The 20640-nt window shown below is 51.5% G+C and carries 19 protein-coding genes and 1 other annotated feature; of the genes, 5 read left to right on the forward strand and 14 right to left on the reverse strand.

Annotated features, from left to right (window positions below):
* Window positions 1-19 precede the first annotated feature (19 nt).
* Together ACJHYW_RS13530 and ACJHYW_RS13535 are read right to left on the reverse strand one after the other, a co-directional pair.
* The gene (locus ACJHYW_RS13530; RefSeq protein WP_000828491.1) at window positions 20-1513 is read right to left on the reverse strand and encodes a sulfatase-like hydrolase/transferase; all 1494 of its coding nucleotides are present in this window, start codon (window positions 1511-1513) and stop codon (window positions 20-22) included.
* Entirely contained in the window at window positions 1510-3225 is a 1716-nt protein-coding gene (locus tag ACJHYW_RS13535; protein WP_001087115.1) for a solute:sodium symporter family transporter, read from the reverse strand. Before ACJHYW_RS13535 ends, ACJHYW_RS13530 begins: the two co-directional genes overlap by 4 nt.
* Window positions 3226-3391: 166 nt before the next feature.
* Here ACJHYW_RS13535 and ACJHYW_RS13540 point away from each other — a divergent pair, with 166 nt between their 5' ends.
* Window positions 3392-4285, forward strand: a complete 894-nt coding sequence (locus ACJHYW_RS13540) for an AraC family transcriptional regulator (protein WP_410233363.1) — start codon at window positions 3392-3394, stop codon at window positions 4283-4285.
* Here the strand turns inward: ACJHYW_RS13540 and ACJHYW_RS13545 are convergent.
* Together ACJHYW_RS13545 and ACJHYW_RS13550 are read right to left on the reverse strand one after the other, a co-directional pair.
* The gene (locus ACJHYW_RS13545) at window positions 4282-5604 is read right to left on the reverse strand and encodes a 6-phospho-alpha-glucosidase (RefSeq protein WP_000160110.1); all 1323 of its coding nucleotides are present in this window, start codon (window positions 5602-5604) and stop codon (window positions 4282-4284) included. The two genes, ACJHYW_RS13540 and ACJHYW_RS13545, sit on opposite strands and share 4 nt — an antisense overlap.
* A complete protein-coding gene (locus ACJHYW_RS13550) occupies window positions 5604-7220 on the reverse strand; it encodes a PTS sugar transporter subunit IIB (RefSeq protein WP_000952127.1) in 1617 nt (538 codons plus the stop codon). Before ACJHYW_RS13550 ends, ACJHYW_RS13545 begins: the two co-directional genes overlap by 1 nt.
* Before the next feature lie 295 nt (window positions 7221-7515).
* Between ACJHYW_RS13550 and ACJHYW_RS13555 the strand changes: the two genes are divergently transcribed.
* On the forward strand, window positions 7516-8232 hold the full coding sequence (locus tag ACJHYW_RS13555) for a GntR family transcriptional regulator (protein WP_001328850.1): 717 nt from the start codon (window positions 7516-7518) through the stop codon (window positions 8230-8232).
* Here ACJHYW_RS13555 and ACJHYW_RS13560 read toward each other — a convergent pair.
* From ACJHYW_RS13560 to ibpA, 3 genes are all read right to left on the reverse strand, one after another.
* On the reverse strand, window positions 8229-9890 hold the full coding sequence (locus ACJHYW_RS13560) for a putative transporter (RefSeq protein ID WP_001279764.1): 1662 nt from the start codon (window positions 9888-9890) through the stop codon (window positions 8229-8231). The two genes, ACJHYW_RS13555 and ACJHYW_RS13560, sit on opposite strands and share 4 nt — an antisense overlap.
* Before the next feature lie 195 nt (window positions 9891-10085).
* Complete coding sequence (gene ibpB, locus ACJHYW_RS13565) at window positions 10086-10514, reverse strand: small heat shock chaperone IbpB (protein ID WP_001243431.1); 429 nt, start codon at window positions 10512-10514, stop codon at window positions 10086-10088.
* A 111-nt stretch (window positions 10515-10625) separates the two neighbouring features.
* Entirely contained in the window at window positions 10626-11039 is a 414-nt protein-coding gene (gene ibpA, locus ACJHYW_RS13570; protein WP_001243437.1) for a small heat shock chaperone IbpA, read from the reverse strand.
* Window positions 11033-11105: a sequence feature (ROSE (Repression Of Heat Shock gene Expression) occurs in the 5'-region of heat shock genes and acts as an RNA thermometer to modulate expression.), on the reverse strand. Its footprint overlaps the gene before it by 7 nt.
* A 239-nt stretch (window positions 11106-11344) precedes the next feature.
* Here ibpA and ACJHYW_RS13575 point away from each other — a divergent pair.
* Complete coding sequence (locus tag ACJHYW_RS13575) at window positions 11345-11677, forward strand: YceK/YidQ family lipoprotein (protein WP_000620888.1); 333 nt, start codon at window positions 11345-11347, stop codon at window positions 11675-11677.
* A 1-nt stretch (window position 11678) separates the two neighbouring features.
* Here the strand turns inward: ACJHYW_RS13575 and ACJHYW_RS13580 are convergent, their stop codons facing one another.
* Entirely contained in the window at window positions 11679-12893 is a 1215-nt protein-coding gene (locus tag ACJHYW_RS13580) for a DUF3748 domain-containing protein (protein WP_061092915.1), read from the reverse strand.
* A gap of 100 nt (window positions 12894-12993) precedes the next feature.
* On the opposite strand from ACJHYW_RS13580, the gene cbrA reads away from it, so the two are divergent.
* The gene (gene cbrA, locus ACJHYW_RS13585) at window positions 12994-14058 is read left to right on the forward strand and encodes a colicin M resistance lipid reductase CbrA (protein ID WP_001361944.1); all 1065 of its coding nucleotides are present in this window, start codon (window positions 12994-12996) and stop codon (window positions 14056-14058) included.
* On the opposite strand, the gene ACJHYW_RS13590 is transcribed toward cbrA, so the two are convergent.
* The 5 genes from ACJHYW_RS13590 to dgoR form a co-directional block, all read right to left on the reverse strand.
* Window positions 14055-15392, reverse strand: a complete 1338-nt coding sequence (locus ACJHYW_RS13590; protein ID WP_000253453.1) for an MFS transporter — start codon at window positions 15390-15392, stop codon at window positions 14055-14057. The genes cbrA and ACJHYW_RS13590 overlap by 4 nt on opposite strands.
* Before the next feature lie 74 nt (window positions 15393-15466).
* The gene (dgoD, locus tag ACJHYW_RS13595) at window positions 15467-16615 is read right to left on the reverse strand and encodes a galactonate dehydratase (protein WP_022646304.1); all 1149 of its coding nucleotides are present in this window, start codon (window positions 16613-16615) and stop codon (window positions 15467-15469) included.
* Complete coding sequence (gene dgoA / locus ACJHYW_RS13600; protein ID WP_061092916.1) at window positions 16612-17229, reverse strand: 2-dehydro-3-deoxy-6-phosphogalactonate aldolase; 618 nt, start codon at window positions 17227-17229, stop codon at window positions 16612-16614. The genes dgoD and dgoA overlap by 4 nt, the downstream gene beginning before the upstream one ends.
* Window positions 17213-18091: a 2-dehydro-3-deoxygalactonokinase gene (gene dgoK, locus ACJHYW_RS13605; protein WP_061092917.1), complete on the reverse strand. Its 879-nt coding sequence runs from the start codon at window positions 18089-18091 to the stop codon at window positions 17213-17215. Before dgoK ends, dgoA begins: the two co-directional genes overlap by 17 nt.
* Window positions 18088-18777 carry a D-galactonate utilization transcriptional regulator DgoR gene (gene dgoR, locus ACJHYW_RS13610; protein ID WP_000174305.1) on the reverse strand — a complete coding sequence of 230 codons (690 nt, stop codon included), beginning with the start codon at window positions 18775-18777 and terminating at the stop codon, window positions 18088-18090. Before dgoR ends, dgoK begins: the two co-directional genes overlap by 4 nt.
* Window positions 18778-19054: 277 nt before the next feature.
* Between dgoR and ACJHYW_RS13615 the strand changes: the two genes are divergently transcribed.
* On the forward strand, window positions 19055-19711 hold the full coding sequence (locus tag ACJHYW_RS13615; protein WP_000772925.1) for a hypothetical protein: 657 nt from the start codon (window positions 19055-19057) through the stop codon (window positions 19709-19711).
* Between the two features lie 43 nt (window positions 19712-19754).
* Here the strand turns inward: ACJHYW_RS13615 and yidA are convergent, their stop codons facing one another.
* Entirely contained in the window at window positions 19755-20567 is an 813-nt protein-coding gene (gene yidA, locus ACJHYW_RS13620) for a sugar-phosphatase (protein WP_000985551.1), read from the reverse strand.
* Window positions 20568-20640 lie beyond the last annotated feature (73 nt).

The raw sequence follows: 20640 nt of genomic DNA on the forward strand, positions 1-20640 counted from the left end.
CAGGAACAGCAATAATGCATCAGAACTTCTGTTTTTTCTCTTCCACCTTCACCCCTTGTGTCGGTAGGCCGGTGTCATAGTCGCGTACCACTGGCGAATAGCCATCTTGTGGGCGTGGACGAAACGCCCCCATCCAGCGCGGTCGTGCATCTTTACGCCACGGACGCAGACTCCATTGGTAACTGCGGAACGGATCGCGAATTTTATCCATGTAATCCAATAAGGCGTCATGCATTTTGCGGCGAACGTCGGCAAAACGGATATCATCGATCAGATTATGCATTTCATTTAGGTCATTACGGCGATCGTAAAGTTCATCACTGGTGAAGAGGTTGAGTACCAGTTTAAAGTCATCCGTCACCCAGCAACGCACCGGAATAAAACCGCCAAAGCTGTCATGCTCAATCTCGTAGCGGTTAAATTCCACCATTACGCCGCGTGGCTCTTTCACGGCAAGGATATTTTCCCCCGGCAGAATCTCTGGTTTTTCAATATCTGCCAGCGCCATCATTGTCGGCAGTAAATCGATATGACTGACTGGCGTATCGACCTGCCGCCGCTCCCCTTGCGGCGAACGGATGATCAGCGGAATACGGGTGATGTCGTCATACATCGCCGCTCCTTTACTGATCAGCTTATGTGCGCCCATCATTTCACCGTGATCGGAGGTATAAATGACCCACGTATTTTCACGTTGCTCTGGCGTTAAGGCATTGATGACCCGTCCGATTTGGTCATCAACAAAGTCATTGCAGGCAAAATAGAGCGGATGGTGATAAAGCCCGTCATCACCGACTGGCGATGGCATCGCCTGCGCCCATAAGCGGTGATGTTCCGGTTTGTTCGCCAGATCATCCTGTGATTTCTCGCCAAGTTCGTAGTAAAAATCAGCGTATTTCTCTAAATACTCCACCGGACAGGTGAACGGGTGATGCGGCTCATCATACGAAACCACCATCAGGAAGGGTTCCTCGGCGCGCGCGGGCTGTTGCAGAAAATCTACCGCCCGATTGCTGATGCGGTGCGCCCAGGTGAAGGTTTCGTCGATATGGTTCGCCTGTAAATCCTCAACGCTGTTTAGGCCATTGCGCCACAGGCTGATCTCTTTTTCCGTCAGTTCGCTAAGGTAGTTCGCCCCATCGAACCAGTAATCAGCGTCCCACTCCGGCGGACACTCGCCAGTGCCGAAATAGTCATGACCGTCGAGATGCCATTTGCCGATGTAACAGGTGTGATAGCCGGCATCCTTAAAGTAGCGCCCCATAGTGGAGATGTTTTTGCCTGGCGCGACGTTGTTGGTCCACGGGCCGGACTGGTTAGCGTAGATACCGGTGAATAGTCCGGCGCGTGCAGGCGTACAAACCGGTGAACAAGTGTAGGCGGAATTAAAGCGAATACCTTCCGCCGCCAGACTATCAATATTTTGCGTATTCAGCGGCTTACCGCTATAGCAACCGACCATATTGGTGGCCTGGGTATCGGTCATGATGAACAGAAAATTGGGGCGTTTCATAGGCTATCCTTCGCGTCGGGAGTAAAGGTTACGGCTGGGTCGTGACGATGCCGCCAGCTGTCAAAAATCAGGTAGACAATCACTACGGCAGCGATGAAATAACTGATCATCGCTAACCAGCGCGTACCGTAGCCGCCGAATTCAGCCAGCCCGGCATAGACACCAATCATCGCAAACAGGATACCAATTGACGCGATCTTGACGTTTTTCCACGGTTTCATGTCCACCGCAAACGCATCTTTGAAGGTGAACGGCGTGGCGCGCGGTTTGATAAAACCGATCACCAGCATCACGACCACGTTGATACAGAACGTACAGGCCAGCACATAGAGGAAATGGAAGTCGAACTTCACCAGATAGTTGATGGTGATGTAGCTGATTATGCCAATCCCCATCGCCACTTTTGCCGCCAGCGCCGGGATGCGCGGGAAGAAAAAGCCCATAATGATGATGGTAACCAGCGGCACGTTGTAAATGCCGTTGAGCTGTTTCATCCAGCTATACAGCCCCTGCGGCGCGTTGGCGATCCACGGCGCTACCAGCACCGAAACGATAGCGATAAAGAAACCAAATTTGCGCCCGACGGTGACCAGCTGCTGCGGCTCGGCATTCTGGTTAATGATGCGACGGTAAATACCCATACTGAATAACGTACTGGCGCTATTCAGAAAGCCGTTGAAGGTACTGATCACCGCACCAAATAACACCGCGCCGAAGAAACCCACCAGTGGCACTGGCAGAACGTTATTGACCAGCGTCGGGTAGGCCATGTCGGCTTTCGGTAGATCCTGATACAGATGAAACGCAATCAACCCTGGCAGCACCAGTACCAGCGGGTCGAGCATTTTCAGCACCGCCGTTAACAGCGCCCCCTTTTGCCCTTCCGCCAGGCTTTTTGACGCCAGCGTGCGTTGCACGATGCCCTGATTTGTACACCAGTAAAAGGTGTTCACCAGAATCAAACCGGTAAATGCCGCGCCAATCGGCAAGGGATCGGTCGGGCCACCGACTGAGTTTAATTTCTCGGCGTGAACGGTGGTGAGTTGCTCAATGCCCTGCATAAAGCTGCCCTTGCCCATCGCGATCAGGCCAAATATCGGCACCATCAACCCGCCAATAACCAGCCCAATACCGTTGATGGAGTCCGCCACTGCCATTGCGCGCAGTCCGCCGATCACCGCATACAAAATTCCCGCCAGACCAAGCAAAATTACCAATAGCCAGATAGCCGCACCGTGGGAAATTTGTAACGATTCCCCGACGTGAAACAGGCTGTTGAGCGCCAACGCGCCGGAGTAGAGAACAATCGGCAGAAAGCAGACGCCGGTGGCAATGAGGAAGCAGAAGTCGATGATAATACGCGTCGTTTTATCATAACGTTCCTCCAGAAAATCGGGGATGGTGGCAATGCCGCGCTTCAGATAGCGTGGTAAAAAGATTAGCGCGAGGAAGATCAGCGTCACCGCTGAAGTCACTTCCCAGCCCATCACCGACATGCCGCTTTTGTAGGCCTGCCCGGAAAGACCAACCAGTTGTTCCGTGGAAAGGTTGGTTAACATTAACGAAGCGGCAATAACCGGCGCTTTTAGTGAACGTCCGGCAAGAAAATAGCCTTGTTGCGATCCGGTATCTGTTTTGCGAACCTTCCACCAGGTGATGATCGCCACCAGCAGCGTAAAACCGACAAAACTCAAGATTTGTAACGAATTCATCTCATAGCCCTTATTTATGTTTATGTCCCGGACGCATGAATATAGGGAGAGGTAAAATGCGTCGGGTCAGGCAGTCAGATTCTTAAAATACAAACATCGTATCCCTGAACGGATTGTTTTCTGTTAAGTTCAGGTTGTGAGCATAATTCGCCGGAGGGATATTAAAATGAATGGAAAATTGCAAAGTTCGGATGTAAAAAACGAAACTCCGTACAATATTCCCTTATTGATTAACGAAAATGTGATCTCCAGCGGAATTTCTCTGATCTCGCTCTGGCATACCTACACCGACGAGCATTATCGGGTGATTTGGCCGCGGGACAAGAAGAAACCGCTTATCGCCAACTCATGGGTTGCGGTGTATACCGTACAAGGATGTGGGAAAATTCTTTTAAAGAATGACGAACAAATAACTCTGCATGGCAACTGTATTATATTTTTAAAGCCAATGGATATTCACTCTTATCACTGTGAAGGTTTAGTCTGGGAACAGTACTGGATGGAATTTACCCCCACCAGTATGATGGATATTCCCGTCGGTCAGCAAAGCGTTATTTATAATGGCGAAGTTTATAATCAGGAACTCACCGAAGTTGCTGAGTTAATTACTTCACCAGAAGCAATAAAAAATAATCTGGCAGTCGCTTTTCTGACGAAAATTATTTATCAGTGGATTTGTCTTATGTACGCAGACGGTAAAAAAGATCCACAACGGCGGCAAATTGAAAATTTAATTGCCACTTTACATGCCAGTCTGCAACAACGCTGGAGCGTAGCTGATATGGCTGCCACGATCCCCTGTAGCGAAGCCTGGTTGCGTCGTCTGTTTTTACGCTATACCGGCAAGACGCCGAAAGAATATTACCTCGATGCGCGTCTGGATCTGGCGCTATCGCTATTAAAACAACAAGGAAACTCGGTTGGCGAAGTCGCTGATACGCTCAACTTCTTCGACTCCTTTCATTTCAGCAAAGCCTTTAAAAATAAATTTGGTTATGCGCCGTCAGCTGTGCTGAAGAATACGGACCAGCACCCAACGGATGCCAGTCCACACAATTAACGTAACTCTGGCCAGTACGCTTTGTTGGCCTCCAGCAACTCATCCAGAATAGCTTTGGCGACCGCGGCGCTCGGTACCGTTTTCGACAACGTAATCGCCTGCCACAGGTGCTGATATGAACGCTGTTCCCAGGCGTCCACGACCAGTTTTTCCACCGCCACTTGCTGACTCATTAACCCTTTCTGAAACTGCGGGATATCGCCGACCACCAGTGGTTCTGGTCCGTTGTGCCCGACCAGACACGGGATTTCGACCATCGCTTCATCATCAAAGTTATGGATTGCCCCGTTGTTAGGCACAATTAGCAACATCCGCTCCTGAGTGTTGAAGGCAATCGCCGCCGCAAGATCGACGATGTATGACGCATGTTCGTCAATTTCCAGCTTGCCCGCCGCTGAATTTCCTGCCGCCGTAATGGCGCGGCAAGCATCGAAAACCTGTTTCTCGCGATGCTCCATCACCTCATTCGCGCGGGTATGTTCAGGGTTGGAATGCTGAACGACATAATCCGGGAAGAGATAATATTTCAGATAGGTGTTCGGCAATGTATCCGGGTCCAGTGCCTGGACATCCCGCGCTTTTGCATAGGTGTCGTTCCAGCTCGCTTCAGTATGTGTATCTTGCTGCGGTGGAACATAACCGTGCTTAGAGACATATTGCCGCAGCTGGGGCATCAGGTCGTTGCCCTGCAAATCTTCAATTGATGTCCACCAGCCAAAGTGGTTCAGGCCGTAGTAGCGCACGCGCATCTGTTTGCGATCTTGCAGCCCAACAATTTGCGCCATCCGGCTTTCAATACCGATTGGCATGTCACAGATGTTGAGGATTTTCGCATTCGGGCGCAGACGACGCGTGGCTTCTGCGACAATGGCTGCCGGGTTGGAGTAGTTGAGCATCCAGGCATTTGGTGAATATTTTTCCATATAATCCACCAGTTCCAGGACGCCGCCAATGGAACGCATGCCGTACGCTATTCCGCCGGGTCCGCAAGTTTCCTGACCAACAACGCCGTGGCGCAGCGGGATTTTTTCATCCAGTTCGCGCATCGGGTATTTGCCGACGCGGATGTGCGCCATGACAAAATCAACGTCGCTGAATGCCACTTCAGGATCGGTGGTGTAACTAAACGCAATGTCCGGCGCTTTTTCTTTAAGGATGACTTTACAGGCTTCGGCAATCACTTCCTGCCGCGCACCATCGTTATCATAAAATTTCAGTGCACGAAGCGGGAAACGGTCCTGATTCGCCAGGAGCATCAACACGATGCCTGGCGTAAAGGTGCTTCCACCGCCTGCGACAACCACTGAGAATTTGGTCATTATACTGCCTCCGTAATGGCAACATTTTCTGCTGATTGATGAGAATTAATTAAGCTATCGAGCTGTTCACGCAGCTGGGATACATGCAGACCAATGATCACCTGAATGGCATCGCCACTACGGAAGACGCCGTGCGCTCCCAGCTTTTTAAAGACTTCGTCATCCAGCGTTTGTGACATGTCATGCAGTGCAATACGTAAACGCGTCGCGCAATTGTTAATGCTGGAGATATTGCCGACCCCGCCCAGGGCTTGCAGGATACCGGCAGCCTGATCCAGCTCTTTTTTTGGCTCTGCCGCGGTGGTTTGGCCTCGCGAGGCTTTGTATTCGGCTTTTGAGTAGAGTTTCACTTCCGCATCTTCACGTCCCGGCGTGCACATGTTGAATTGCAGAATCAGGGTGCGGAAAACCACGAAGTACAGCAGGGTAAAGCACAACCCAATGGCGATTTGGGTCAGCATCATATCCGCGTGGTTGCTGAACATCGGGATCCAGTTTTGCGGTAAAACCTGGTCAATCAGACCTCCGCCCATGTTGCCCACCACACCAAAGAGGTACATCACGGTCGACATTGAGGCCGCAAGCACAGCGTGTACCGCAAACAGCAACGGTGAAATGAACAGGAAGGTAAATTCCAGCGGTTCGGTAATTCCCACCAGCATGGCGGTTAAGGTTGCGGGGATCAGCAAGCCCGCCACTTTTACCCGATTTTCCGGTGCGGCAGTGAAGTACATCGCTAAAGAAATGCCCACGGCACCAAAGATTTTTGAGTTACCGTGCAGGGCAAAACCGCCTTCCGGGAACAACGATTTCAGCGGCTCGGCGCTCAAACTGAACTCTTGCAGATGCTGCGCCCAGTACATCTGAATGCCGCCTTCAACAGCTGCCGGACCAAAGATAAACGGTCCGTAGATGAAGTGGTGTAAACCGGTTGGGATCAGAATACGTTCGAGGAAGGTGTAAACCCAGACCCCAAGCGCACCCGCCGAACGCAGGAACGCTTGCAGAGATTCAATCCCCATTTGTACTTTTGGCCAGCCGAGCAACGTCAGCCAGGCGCAGGGGATCATCACCAGGAAGGCGATAATCACCACATAAGATGTCCCCTGGAAAATGCCGAGAAACACCGGCAGTTTTTTATCGAACAGACGGTTATGCAGCGCCGTCACAATGCCGGAAATGATAATTGCGCCGATAATGCTGGTATCGAGGGTTTTAATCCCGGCCATCATTGTCAGACCGCTACCTGCCACCGCGTCCTGAGTGAAATCGACGCCGAAGTAGCTTCCCCAGGTCATTCCCATCGCGTTGATGAAATAGTTCCAGGTCAGGAAACTCACCATCACCGCCAGACAAGCTCGCCCCTGCGCTTGCTTCGCAAGGCCAATGGGTAAACCGACAGCAAAAATCAGCGGCATATTACGGAATACCGTCCAACCGCCCTCTTCAATAATATGTACGATTTGCGCGAATAAACTGTTCGGATCGGTCAGTGATTCCCCGACAAACATCGGGTTTTGCAGCAAGATGGCAAGACCCACCACAATCCCGGCGAAGGGAAACAGCAGCACTGGCGTGAACATCGCGCCGCCAAAGCGTTGAATTTGACTGAGCATTTCCACATCCTCTTTTCTCAATTCTGTAAGTAGGAAGCCTGATTGGTTATGCGGCAGGCCTGGAGCGAGGATAGGAAGATGCGATCGGCAGAACATGACGACCCAATGGGATTCGTGATCGCTTTCATGCTTTTCGTTGGGCGGTAGAGATCTACGTTTTCGCAAAAAAGTAGACATCTGTGAGCACTGGTACACAGCAACGAACACATCTTTAAAAAAAAGATGTTTTTTCAATCGATTAAGCAGAACTTGTGGGCGCATTACCCGGGCTTGCAGGCAAAAAAGAGATCTAGAGATGATCTACAAAAGCATTGCGGAGCGGTTAAGAATTCGACTTAATTCCGCAGATTTCACGCTAAACAGCCTTCTTCCCGGTGAAAAAAAGCTGGCGGAAGAGTTTGCGGTATCGCGGATGACCATCCGTAAAGCCATTGATCTGCTGGTAGCGTGGGGGCTGGTGGTCCGCCGCCACGGTAGCGGTACTTACCTGGTGCGCAAAGATGTATTGCATCAAACCGCCAGCCTGACCGGGCTGGTGGAGGTGTTAAAACACCAGGGAAAAACGGTCACCAGCCAGGTGCTGATTTTTGAAATCATGCCTGCGCCTCCGGCCATTGCCAGCCAGTTACGGATTCAAATCAACGAGCAGATCTACTTCTCCCGTCGCGTTCGTTTTGTGGAAGGGAAACCGCTGATGCTGGAAGACAGCTATATGCCGGTAAAACTGTTCCGCAACCTATCGCTGCAACATCTGGAAGGGTCGAAGTTTGAATATATTGAACAAGAGTGCGGGATTCTGATTGGCGGTAATTATGAAAGCCTGACGCCGGTGCTCGCCGATAGACTGCTGGCGCGGCAAATGAAGGTAGCGGAACACACGCCACTGCTGCGGATCACCTCGTTGTCCTATAGCGAGAGCGGGGAGTTTTTGAATTATTCAGTGATGTTCAGAAATGCCAGCGAATACCAGGTGGAGTACCATTTACGGCGACTCCACCCGGAGAAGAGTTAACCGATACTCCAGAAGAGCACCGCCAGTAATTGGGGGGTGATAATGCGCAGGAACATCACCAACGGATAGACAGTGGCGTAAGAAAGCGCCGCCGCACCGCTGGTTGGATGAAGATTATTAGCAAACGCCAGCGCCGGTGGATCGGTCATGGAGCCAGCCAGCATCCCGCACATGGTCAGGTAATTCATTTTGGCTAATATCCGCGCCAGAATGCCAACAGTAATCAGCGGAACGGCGGTGATCAGCGCACCATAACCAATCCAGCTTAGCCCTTCGCCATTGACCAGGGTATTCACAAAATCCCCACCAGATTTCAGACCAACGACCGAGAGGAACAGCACGATCCCCAGCTCCCGCAGCGCGAGGTTGGCACTTGGCGGCATAAACCAGTACAGCTTGCCGATACTGCCGATACGCCCGAGAATCAACGCCATAATCAGCGGACCGCCCGCCAGCCCCAGTTTCAACGCGGCCGGAAATCCCGGCACAAAGACGGGAATAGAACCTAACAATACGCCAAGCCCGATACCAATAAACACTGGCAGCATCTGAACCTGTTGCAGTTTTTGCTGCGCATTCCCCAGCACATTGGCAACGGCATCAATTGCGGACGGACGCCCCACCAGGTTGAGGATATCGCCGAACTGCAGGCTGATATCGCTACTTGCAACTAATTCAACACCAGCACGGTTCAGGCGCGAGATAACAACGTCATAGCGTTCTTTAAAGTGCAGGTCGCGAATACGTTTACCGAGCACGTTTTCATTGGTGACCACCACACGCTCGACGCGCAAATCAGTGCCTTTCGTGGACAGCGAGGTATCGACCTCCTGACCAATCACCAGTTGCGCATTATGTAAATCCGCTGGCTGCCCCACCAGATGCAGCAAATCGCCCAGTTGGATAATGGTATCTGGCGAAGGTACTTTTAGGGTTTCTTCTCGTTTCAGACGCGAGCAGATAATTTTGTCGCCGTTGAGAATCGGTACATCTTTAATGGCTAAATCATGCAGGTTAGGGTTCTCAACGCGAATATTGATAGTCCTGATCAGCGCGCCGCCATTGGTGCGAGAAGACTCGTGCTGCTGGGCTTCTGTCTCGACATTGACGCGGAAAATAACCCGCAACATCCACATGGTGAACAAAATCCCGCAAATACCGAATGGATACGCCATCGCGTAACTCATCCCCATCTGATCGACCATTTCCATTGGTGTACCCAGGTCGCGCAAGATCTGCTGCCCTGCCCCCAGCGCTGGCGTATTGGTTACCGCACCGGAGAAAATCCCCAGCACTACCGGCAGTGGAATATCAAACAGTTTATGCAGGATGGCGGTAACCAGACCCCCGATGATGACGATCAGAACAGCAAACAGGTTGAGGCGTAATCCGGAGACGCGCAATGAGGCAAAGAAGCCCGGCCCTACCTGAATACCGATGGTATAAACGAACAGGATCAGGCCAAATTCCTGAATAACATGCAGCATATCGCTACTTAATGTCATCCCCGCCTGAGAAACAAAATGGCCGACGATGATCCCACCAAACAGCACGCCGCCAATACCTAATCCTATGCCGCGAAATTTGACGTTGCCGATAAACAAACCGACGACTGCCACCAAAGCCAGAATACTGACCGTTAATGCTATATCACTCATCGTCCATTTCTCTTGAGATAACATTTTAATTGCTACGGATTATGGCTGAATCGGTGAAGCAGATTTGCCTTATAGCGCACATTATCACGGGAAAGAACGTGCCGAAATATCTTAAACAGGCGAAAATTAACGCATTGTTGAAGAAGAAAGACAAAAAAAGCCCCACCAGAATGGCGGGGCAAAGAGAATAGCTAGTTAGCTATTTAACGCGGGACGTTCGCTGATAGCGATACGCTGCGCTGCGATGGGTTCAGGCTCATTACGAATTAAATCAATATGCAGTAAACCGTTTACGAAGGTTGCACCAGAGACTTCCATATTTTCAGCCAGCGTAAAGCTCAGGCTAAATGGCTGATTCATAAGCCCTTGATGCAGCCATTTTTTCTCTTCTTTTGGCTGCTCCGGCGTGCCTTTTACGCTCAGGCGCGTACCTTCCAGTTGAATCTCTAAATCTTCCTGACGGAAACCTGCCAGCGCAAGGGTAATGCGGTAGTGGTTATCGTCGCTTTTCTCAATGTTGTACGGCGGGAAGCTCTGGCTTTCACCGGCGTTTTGCAGTGCGTTGGCCAGTTTGTCAAAACCGATCCATTGACGCATCAGTGGGGATAAATCGAAGTTACGCATAGTCATTTCTCCTTCTAAGAAGCGAGTAAGTACCTGCAAATCCGAAGATTCGCATATGCTCCCTGACGGCGAGCATGGAGATGTCAGGCCGCGCCAGGCGGCCTTAAGGAATTAGTTGATTTCGATACGGCGCGGTTTTTTCGCTTCCGGAATCACGCGTTCAAGATCGATATACAGCAGACCATTCACCAGGTTAGCACCACGAACATGAATGTTCTCAGCTAACTGGAATTTGCGTTCAAAGTTGCGTTCAGCGATGCCCTGGTACAGATAGGTGCGCTCTTTTTGTTCGTCGGCGTGAGCACCTTTCACCACCAGAAGATTATCCTGGGCGGTAATTTCCAGTTCGCTCTCAGCAAAACCAGCCACAGCGATAGCAATGCGGTAATGGTTTTCGTCTACCAGTTCAACGTTATACGGAGGGTAGCCGCCATTACTCTGGCTCTGGTTGTTTTCTAAGTGGTTAAACAAACGGTCAAATCCAATAGCAGAACGGTAAAGCGGGGATAAATCAAAGTTACGCATAATCAATAGCTCCTGAAATCAGCGAGAATGTAAGACCTTCCACAATGGACAGGTCAGGTAGCCAGAACACCCATCAGGCGCGTCCTCATCGGCTACGATGTAAAAATGGGTCTGGAAATGAACTTTTCAAGCCTTAACAGCGGACTTTTTTTTGCAGTTTATGGTCTATTGCATAGACTGAGGGGGCAGCACGAAACGTTAAAGTGCGATAGCCGCCACAGTGCGACGTTATGATGATGTTATTTTCAGCAAGGGATCGCTATAACTCATCAGGCCAACACCCACGATCAACAGATGAATTTATTATGATAAGAAATGTGTTGTTAGCGTTCATGATATGCAGCGGAATGACATTACTCGGAGGATGCTCCAGCGTGATGTCCCATACCGGGGGGAAAGAAGGAACGTATCCCGGCACCCGCGCCAGCGCCACCATGATTGGCGACGATGAAACCAACTGGGGTACTAAGTCGTTGGCGATTCTCGATATGCCGTTTACCGCTGTGATGGACACGCTTTTACTGCCGTGGGATGTGTTCCGCAAAGACAGCTCGGTGCGCTCACGCGTTGAAAAAAGCGAAGCCAACGCGCAAGCCACCAATGCGGTTATTCCACCGGCCAGAATGCCTGATAACTGATTTAGCGATCAGTTTCGGTGATCCACAGCTGGCCACCTTCCATCCACGCCAGCCATTGACCATCCGGCGAGAAGACCACGGCGTCCGCAGAAGGTGGATTGGCGTGGTTTTCGGTTAAATACTCAACCTCGCCGCTTTGCGCATGGGCGCAAGCAATTCGATTATCCAGCACAAAGCCCAACCATTCTCCTGACGGATGCCAGTTAAATGCAGACTGAATATCCGTTTTGTTATGGGTTAACTGGCGCGGCTCGCCGCCCTGTGGCGAGATAAGCCACAGTTGCACAATGCCGTTATCATCACGCATTAAAAACGCGATTTGCGTACCCTGCGGATTACAGCGCACCCAGTGGCGCGGGACGTTGACTAACCCCGGATAAGCCCGATGGTGGGTAAAGGTTAAACGTCGCTGCACGACGCCACGCGGTGGCGCGGGCAGGGTTGTTTCCGTTCCACTTAACGGCGCATCACCTGCCGCTTTCCAGCCAGCTTCATCTTGCGGTAACTCAACGATAAATAGCTCCGGCACTTTCTCGCCCTTTGGCGAAAGTGTGTCGCCAATAAACGCCAGCGCGTGATTTCCTACCCATCCTTCTTCATAAGCACGATTGATTTCATCGCTGCCAGGCTGCGGCGTGGGCGTGGTTTTACTCACCAGCACGCACCAGTGGCTACCGCTGTATTCACGCGGATGCTGCTTTTGTACGTTGACCGGGCCAAACGGTGCAGCCACGCCGACGTTTCGCAAATCCAGCGCCGAATCGAGTTGATGCATTACATGGTCGTTATAGGTAAAGCTCACCCTTTCACCGTTCGGGCTAAAGACATGCACATGGCTGCCGCCGCGCAGTGCTCCTGGGGTGTACGGCGCGGTAATATCCATTGCATCGAGATTGCTCATCTTGCCGTCTTCAACAATCACACCGCGACGGTGGTGGAAGTCGTAATGCCATGTTTCATCAGGATTTTCAGGTCCGTGGATGAAGACATACTTCTCTAACTTCGGATGAACGGTCACCACGCCGACGTGCGCACCCTGTGACGCGCGATAGATAACCTCGACCTCGCCGGTATGGATATTCACACGCTCAATGGTCTCGCCGGTAAACGACGCACCAGAAGGACGCACGTCAAATACCAGCCACTGGCTGTCGGGCGTCCAGGTATTGGTATTGGTGAGCAGGTGATTACGGGGAGCAAAGGTTATCTGTTTCATGGCGCGGTCCTGATACAAAACGGGTCCCGCCATCATACTTCACAAGGACTTCACTTTCAGACAATAGTCTTTCGCCATCGTGATGAATGTGAGTGAAAAGATGGAACATTTCGACGTGGCGATTATTGGCCTCGGCCCGGCAGGGTCGGTGTTGGCACGAACGTTAGCCAGCAAAATGCAGGTGATCGCGCTGGATAAAAAGCACCAGTGTGGTACTGAAGGTTTCAGCAAACCCTGCGGCGGTCTGCTGGCACCGGACGCGCAGCGATCTTTTATTCGCGATGGACTGACGCTTCCTGTCGATGTGATCGCCAATCCACAGATTTTCAGCGTCAAAACTGTCGACGTCGCCGCATCGCTCACGCGTAACTACCAGCGAAGCTATATCAATATTAATCGCCATGCTTTCGACTTGTGGATGAAATCGCTGATCCCCGCCAGCGTTGAGGTTTACCACGACAGCCTGTGCCGAAAAATCTGGCGTGAGGATGATAAATGGCATGTCATTTTTCGTGCAGACGGTTGGGAGCAGCATATTACTGCCCGCTATCTGGTCGGTGCCGATGGCGCAAACTCGATGGTGCGGCGACATCTCTACCCGGATCATCAAATTCGTAAATATGTCGCTATCCAGCAGTGGTTCGCAGAGAAACATCCGGTGCCGTTCTACTCCTGCATCTTTGATAATGCGATAACTGACTGTTACTCATGGAGTATCAGCAAAGACGGTTATTTTATCTTTGGCGGTGCCTATCCCATGAAAGACGGTCAGACGCGTTTCACGACGCTGAAAGAGAAAATGAACGCCTTTCAGTTCCAGTTTGGTAAAGCGGTGAAAAGCGAGAAATGTACCGTGCTGTTTCCCTCACGCTGGCAGGATTTTGTCTGCGGTAAGGACAACGCCTTTCTGATTGGTGAAGCGGCGGGATTTATCAGCGCCAGTTCGCTGGAGGGGATTAGCTATGCGCTGGATAGCGCAGAGATTCTGCGTTCGGTGTTACTGAAGCAGCCGGAGAAGAGCAACGCCGCCTACTGGCGCGCCACCCGCAAACTGCGTTTAAAACTCTTCGGCAAAATAGTAAAAAGCCGATGCCTGACCGCACCAGCTTTAAGAAAGTGGATTATGCGCAGTGGTGTGGCGCATATTCCACAGTTGAAAGATTAGCCAACGCGCTTCACATCGCCCACCAGCAGGATGTAAGAGAGCGCGCCAATCAACGCAACGGCGGAGATATAAACCAGTGCAGGTGCGAAACCGTAACCCTGCGCCAGGTACCCCACCACCAGCGGAACAGTGATGCCGCCCAGACCACCGGCAAAGTTAAACACGCCGCCGGTTAAACCAATCAGGCGCATCGGTGCCAGAGAAGAAACCAGCGACCAGGTAATCGAAGCAAAACCGTTGCCGAAGAATGCCAGCGCCATCAGGCACATAATCATCATCGGATCGTTAGTGTAGTTAGCGCCCATAATGCAGGTGGAGATCAGCAAGCCGCAGATAATCGGCGTTTTACGCGCAAAGCCCAGTGAAAAGCCCTTACGTACCAGCAGATCCGCGACCCAGCCAGAGAGCAGGACGCCAATAAACGCCGCAAGGAACGGCACTGTGGTCATAAAGCCCGCTTTCAGCGCCGTGATTCCTTTTTCCTGGGTTAAATAGTTCGGGAACCAGGTTAAGAAGAACCACAGTGTAGAAGCCACCGCAAATTGCCCAAGATAGACGCCGATCAGTTTACGATGGAACACCAGTTTCCAGTCTTTGGCTGTTAACGGCTGACGCGCCTCTTTCTTCACCGGCGCATCGCCATCCACCAGACCGCCGCCATCACGAATGTAATCCAGTTCAGCTTTGCTGATGCCTTTGGTCAGACGCGGCGGCTGATAAACCTTAAACCAAATCAGCGACCAGATAATGCCGATACCACCGGTGACGATGAACACCCAGTGCCAGCTCAACATCTCCTGAATCCAGATCAGCAGCGGAGTCAGAAACGCCAGACCGACAAACTGACCAGACGTATAAAAACCAACGGCGGAAGCGCGTTCATGTTCCGGGAACCAGCTGGTCACCATCCGGTTATTGGTCGGGAAAGCGGGCGCTTCGAAAATACCGGTTATTGCGCGCAGACCAATTAATGACATTAATCCCGTGGCAAAGCCCTGGAATAACGTCGCCACTGACCAGCCAAATATCGCAATAAAATAAGTCACGCGTGAACCTACGCGATCTAAAAACCAACCACCGGGGATCTGACATAGCGTATAAAGCCAGGCGAAGGCCGAAAATACATAGCCCATTTCCGCTTTGGTAATACCGAACTCTTCCTGAATATGGGCGGAAGCCACGGCCAGGTTAGCGCGGTCAACATAACAAATGACCACCGTAATAAAGATCATCACCAGCGTCAGATAACGCCGACGCCCCGGCTTTGCTGCATTAACGGGAATATCCATAGCGAGCTTTCTCCAGATTTTGGGCATAGCGAAGCCGCTCACCATGCCCTGTAATTTACAGAGGGTTATATTTTTGTATTGCTGTTTTAGTGCCCGATGAGGGGCTTACGTGGCAGGAATTACCACTCTGCTACGCTGTTATCTTCATGACGCCAGAGCGGATTACGCCAGTCCGGGGCATTTTTACTGAACTCAATAACTTTAGCTTCGTCGATTTCTACGCCTAAGCCCGGTTTCGTTAGCGGTTTAAAGAAGCCGCCAACCATGCTGAAGTCTTCTTTGTTTTTCACAAAGTCGAGTAACTCCGCGCCTTTGTTGTAATGAATTCCCATACTTTGTTCCTGAAGGACGGCGTTATAGGAAACAAAGTCGATATGCAGACAAGCCGCCAGTGCAATCGGTCCGAGCGGACAGTGCGGCGCAAGGGTCACGTCATAGGCTTCTGCCATTCCGGCAATTTTGTAGCATTCGGTAATACCGCCTGCATGAGAGAGATCTGGTTGCAGAATCGAAATACCGCCCGCCTCCAGCACGCGTTTAAAATCGAAGCGTGAGAACATGCGTTCACCCGCCGCCAGAGGAATATGTGTTTGTGCCGCCAGTTTCGGGTAGTATTCGGCCTGTTCCGCCAGCACCGGCTCTTCAATAAACAGCGGGCGATACGGCTCCAGTTCTTTAATCAGCACTTTCGCCATCGGCGCGCTGACGCGACCGTGGAAATCAAGACCAAACTCAATCTGATTGCCAAAGGCTTCACGAATTTGTGCCACGGTGTTGACTGCCGCATCTACCGCGCGGGAGTTATCAATTAGCCCCAGTTCTTCACAACCGTTCAGTTTGAAGGTATCGAAGCCGATTTCGCGCAGGGTTTTAATGCCGTCGATAACATCCGCCGGACGATCGCCGCCGACCCAACTGTAGGCTTTAATTTTGTCGCGAACCAGGCCGCCCATCAGTTGCCACACCGGCGCATTCAGCACTTTGCCTTTGATATCCCATAACGCCTGGTCGATACCGGCGATGGCACTCATCAGAATCGGACCGCCACGATAAAATCCGGCGCGATACATCACTTGCCATAAGTCGTTGATGCGTGACGGATCCTGACCAATCAAATAGTCACTCAGCTCGTGGACTGCCGCTTCCACCGTGCGAGCGCGACCTTCAATCACGGGCTCGCCCCAACCGACCACGCCTTCATCGGTTTCAATTTTCAGGAACATCCAGCGGGGAGGTAAACGATACGTGGTAATGTTGGTGATTTTCATTGCACTGCCTCTCGATACGCCTTAACAAATGCTGCTGCCTGCCGGGCAGTCCGTTCTACGGACTGCCCGGCGCGATAGAGATCGCTGCCTAAGCCTGCCCCTGCACAACCTGCGTCTATCCACTGCGCCAGGTTTTCTGGCGTCACGCCGCCAACGGCAAAGACTGCGATGTCCGGTGGTAATACTGCTTTTAACGCTTTGATGTATTGCGGACCAAAAGCCGATGACGGAAATATTTTCAGCGCCTGCGCGCCCGCGTCGAGCGCGGTAAAGGCTTCGGTCGCCGTCGCGCAGCCGGGGCAAACGGTCATGCCGTAGCCCACCGCACGGCGGATCACTTCACTATGGATATTGGGCGTAACGATGAGCTGGCAGCCCATCCTGGCGAGTGCATCGACCTGTTCAGGTTTCAGTACCGTACCTGCGCCAATCAACGCCTTGTCGCCATACGCATCAACGATGGCGGGAATGCTCTGCTCCCATTGTGGGGAATTCAGCGGGATTTCAACCGCGTCGAACCCGGCGTCAATCACCGCGCCAACATGCGCCAGCGCCTCGTCGGGCGTAATGCCGCGCAAAATGGCGATCAGCGGGAGTTTAGTTTGCCACTGCATGAGCGATGCTCCTTATACCAGCCTGAAATGCCGTGTCGCCCGCCACCGCCGTCACGTCACAACCCATCGCCTGAAAGGCTTGCTGGTAGCGCGCGGTCAGCGATGTTCCGGCGACAAGGGTGATGACTTGTTGATGGGTCACATAGTCGCGCATACTGGCGACCTCTGCGCCAATCAACAAACCAGAGAGAAATTCACTGACCTGTTCGCGGGGAAGTGTTCCCAGCACATGCGAGGCGCGAACTTCAAAAAGCTGCGGCAATATGGCGGGCGCATTGAGACCACGCTCAAGGCCAGCCGCGAAGGCATCGGCAGAGTTTTCCTGCGGTGGTAAACCTGCGCCAATCAATGAGTGATTTAACAGTAAATGATGTAATTCACCGGTCATTACGGTGCGAAAATCGTTGATTTGCTGGCTATCGGCCTGCACCCATTTGCAATGCGTACCGGGCATGACATAAAGAGAGGAAGGAGCCAAAGCACGCGCGCCGATCAATTGTGTTTCTTCGCCGCGCATCACATTGTGGTTATCATCATGAGAAACGCATAATCCGGGAATAATCCAGATATTGTCGCCAACAGACGTTAATTGTTCGCCAATAGATGAAAAACGGGCAGGAACAGATAAATACGGCGCAACTTTCCAGCCGACATTGCTGCCGACCATTCCTGCCATTACCACTGGCGTATTCTCTTCACGCCAGTCGGTCGTCACTTCTGCTAACACCGCAGCCGGAGATTTTCCGTTCAGGCGCGTGACGCCTGCTTCTGATTGCCTGCTCTCCAGGCAGTGGTCGCCCTGATAAAGCCAGGCGCGCAGATTGGTCGATCCCCAGTCAATTGCGATGTAGCGAGCTGTCATGTGATTTCCTTTAACCTTCGTGTCGAGCTGGCGATCATGGTAAGCGCCGCCTGCTCTGCCGCATCGCCGTCCTGATGCCGTATCGCATCAAACAGCGCCTTATGTTCCTGGAGCGTTTGCGGCATGTTGGCCTCATCGCCCATCCAGGTTCGTTCAAAAACCGCCCGCTGCAGCGAACTGATCGCAATGCTAAGTTGCTGTAACACCGGGTTATGCACCGACTGCAGCACCGCCTCGTGGTAGCGAATATCCGCTTCGTTAAACGCTTCGCGGTCCTGATTGTTGGCAATCATCTCGTTCAGCGCCGATTCAATCTGCGCCAGATCGCTGGAAGTCGCGCGTTCTGCCGCCCAACGGGCAATCGCCGGTTCCACCAGATTTCGCACTTCGCTCATGGCACTGATAAGCCGTGGGTCGTAGTCGTTTTCCAGCACCCATTGCAGTACGTCAGTGTCGAGGTAATTCCACTGGTTACGCGGTGCCACAAACGCGCCGCGATAACGTTTCATTTCAATCAGCCGCTTCGCCATCAGCGAACGGAACACCTCACGGATGATGTTGCGCGAGGTTGCAAACTCCTCACAGAGTTCTGCCTCAGCCGGAAGCGGCGAGCCTGGCACGTATTTGCCGTGAACGATCTGTTTACCCAGCGTAATAACGATGCGATCGGTTTTATTGAGAGTCATGGAGAGTCCTTGTGCTCTGTATGTTCTTCTCTACTTTACCCCGATCGATGCATAACGCGGCAATTTTGTAGTACCAGCGTGATGACGTTCGCGTTTGCTGCGCGTGTAATGTAGTACAAAATTATATTGTTGTACTACAATTTAGATCACAAAAAGAACAATGCATAAAAAAATGACATGCGTCGGGCAGAAATCTGAAAAGGGATGTCAGGCGCTAAACAGGAGGGAAAGAAGAGTATGCTTTCAACGGCTTAGCTACTCGTTTAAAGGATTAGTCATGAAATTGAATTTTAAAGGATTTTTTAAGGCTGCCGGTTTGTGTTCTTTGGCATTTGCGTTGACCGGATGTATCACCTGGGGATTGGTTTCCAATACTGCAAGCCGTCCACATGCCGAGCAATGGCGGTCAGACACGATTAAGGGTTTATCGCTGGCAGAAGATAGTAACGGTACGAAAGGCTATGTTTTTGTTGGTGAATCGTTGGACTATCTGTTGACCACCGGCGGCGGTGAGGTGGTTAAAATGCTAAACGATCCGGCAATTCATGGTGAAAGAATCACCGTTTCTGATAACGCGAAATTTATTTTAAGCAGCAGTGATACTAATTTTTCTGGTTCAATAACGCTCTATTACGACTGGGATAATGAGGAAGATAAAGCACTGGCGACACAATATGGTTTTATTTGTAATACCCAGCGTTGTACCTGGGCACTTGACGGCCTGAAAGGCTCTATCCACCAGAAAAATAAAAAAGCGGATTACTCAAACGTGATGGTTTTCCATCAACCCTTTACGGTGGGATTTTATAAGTACAAAGCAACTGATGGCGTTCCGCGCGGCCTCGCTAATGCGCTGCTACCAGTCACTCTTACGCTGGATATAGTAACGTCACCACTCCAGTTCCTGATTTTATGCACGACCAGAAATTGTTAATCGCTGCGGGCAAACGCATTTATGCAGTTTGCCCGCCCACTGATTAATTCAGCACATACTTCTCAATAGCAAACGCCACGCCATCTTCCAGGTTGGATTTGGTGACAAAGTTCGCCACTTCTTTCACCGAAGGAATAGCGTTATCCATTGCCACACCAACACCTGCGTATTCAATCATTGCGATGTCGTTTTCCTGATCGCCAATCGCCATGACTTCTTCCGGCTTAATGCCTAACACGTCGGCCAGTGATTTCACACCCGTACCTTTGTTAACGCGTTTATCGAGGATTTCGAGGAAGTACGGCGCACTTTTCAGCACAGTGTATTTTTCTTTCACTTCCTGCGGAATACGCGCAATGGCCTGGTCGAGGATGGCGGGTTCATCAATCATCATCACTTTCAGGAACTGGGTATTGGGGTCCATTTTCTCCGCTTCGCAGAACACCAGTGGAATGGTGGCAACGAAAGATTCATGCACCGTGTAGTAGCTGATATCTCGGTTGGCGGTGTACAGCGTGGTGCGGTCCAGGGCGTGGAAATGAGAACCGACTTCGCGAGAGAGTTTTTCCAGGAAACGGTAGTCGTCATAGCTGAGAGCGGTTTGCGCCACGGTGCTACCATCAGCGGCCTTCTGTACCAGCGCGCCGTTATAAGTAATGCAGTAGTCGCCCGGCTGTTCCATATGCAGCTCTTTCAGGTAATTGTGAACACCTGCATAAGGGCGACCCGTCGTCAGCACGACATTCACGCCACGGGCGCGAGCTGCGGCAATCGCATTTTTAACGGCGGGTGAAATGGTGTGATCGGGCAGCAGAAGGGTGCCATCCATATCGATAGCAATGAGTTTGATAGCCATGAGTTCCCCAGGTAGATTGGTTCCTGACCCATGCTAACGCGATTCCGCTCAAAAATCAGTACAACACCCGAGG

It is taken from the genome of Escherichia sp. WS3063 (genome assembly GCF_046486595.1).
GTDB lineage: Bacteria > Pseudomonadota > Gammaproteobacteria > Enterobacterales > Enterobacteriaceae > Escherichia > Escherichia coli.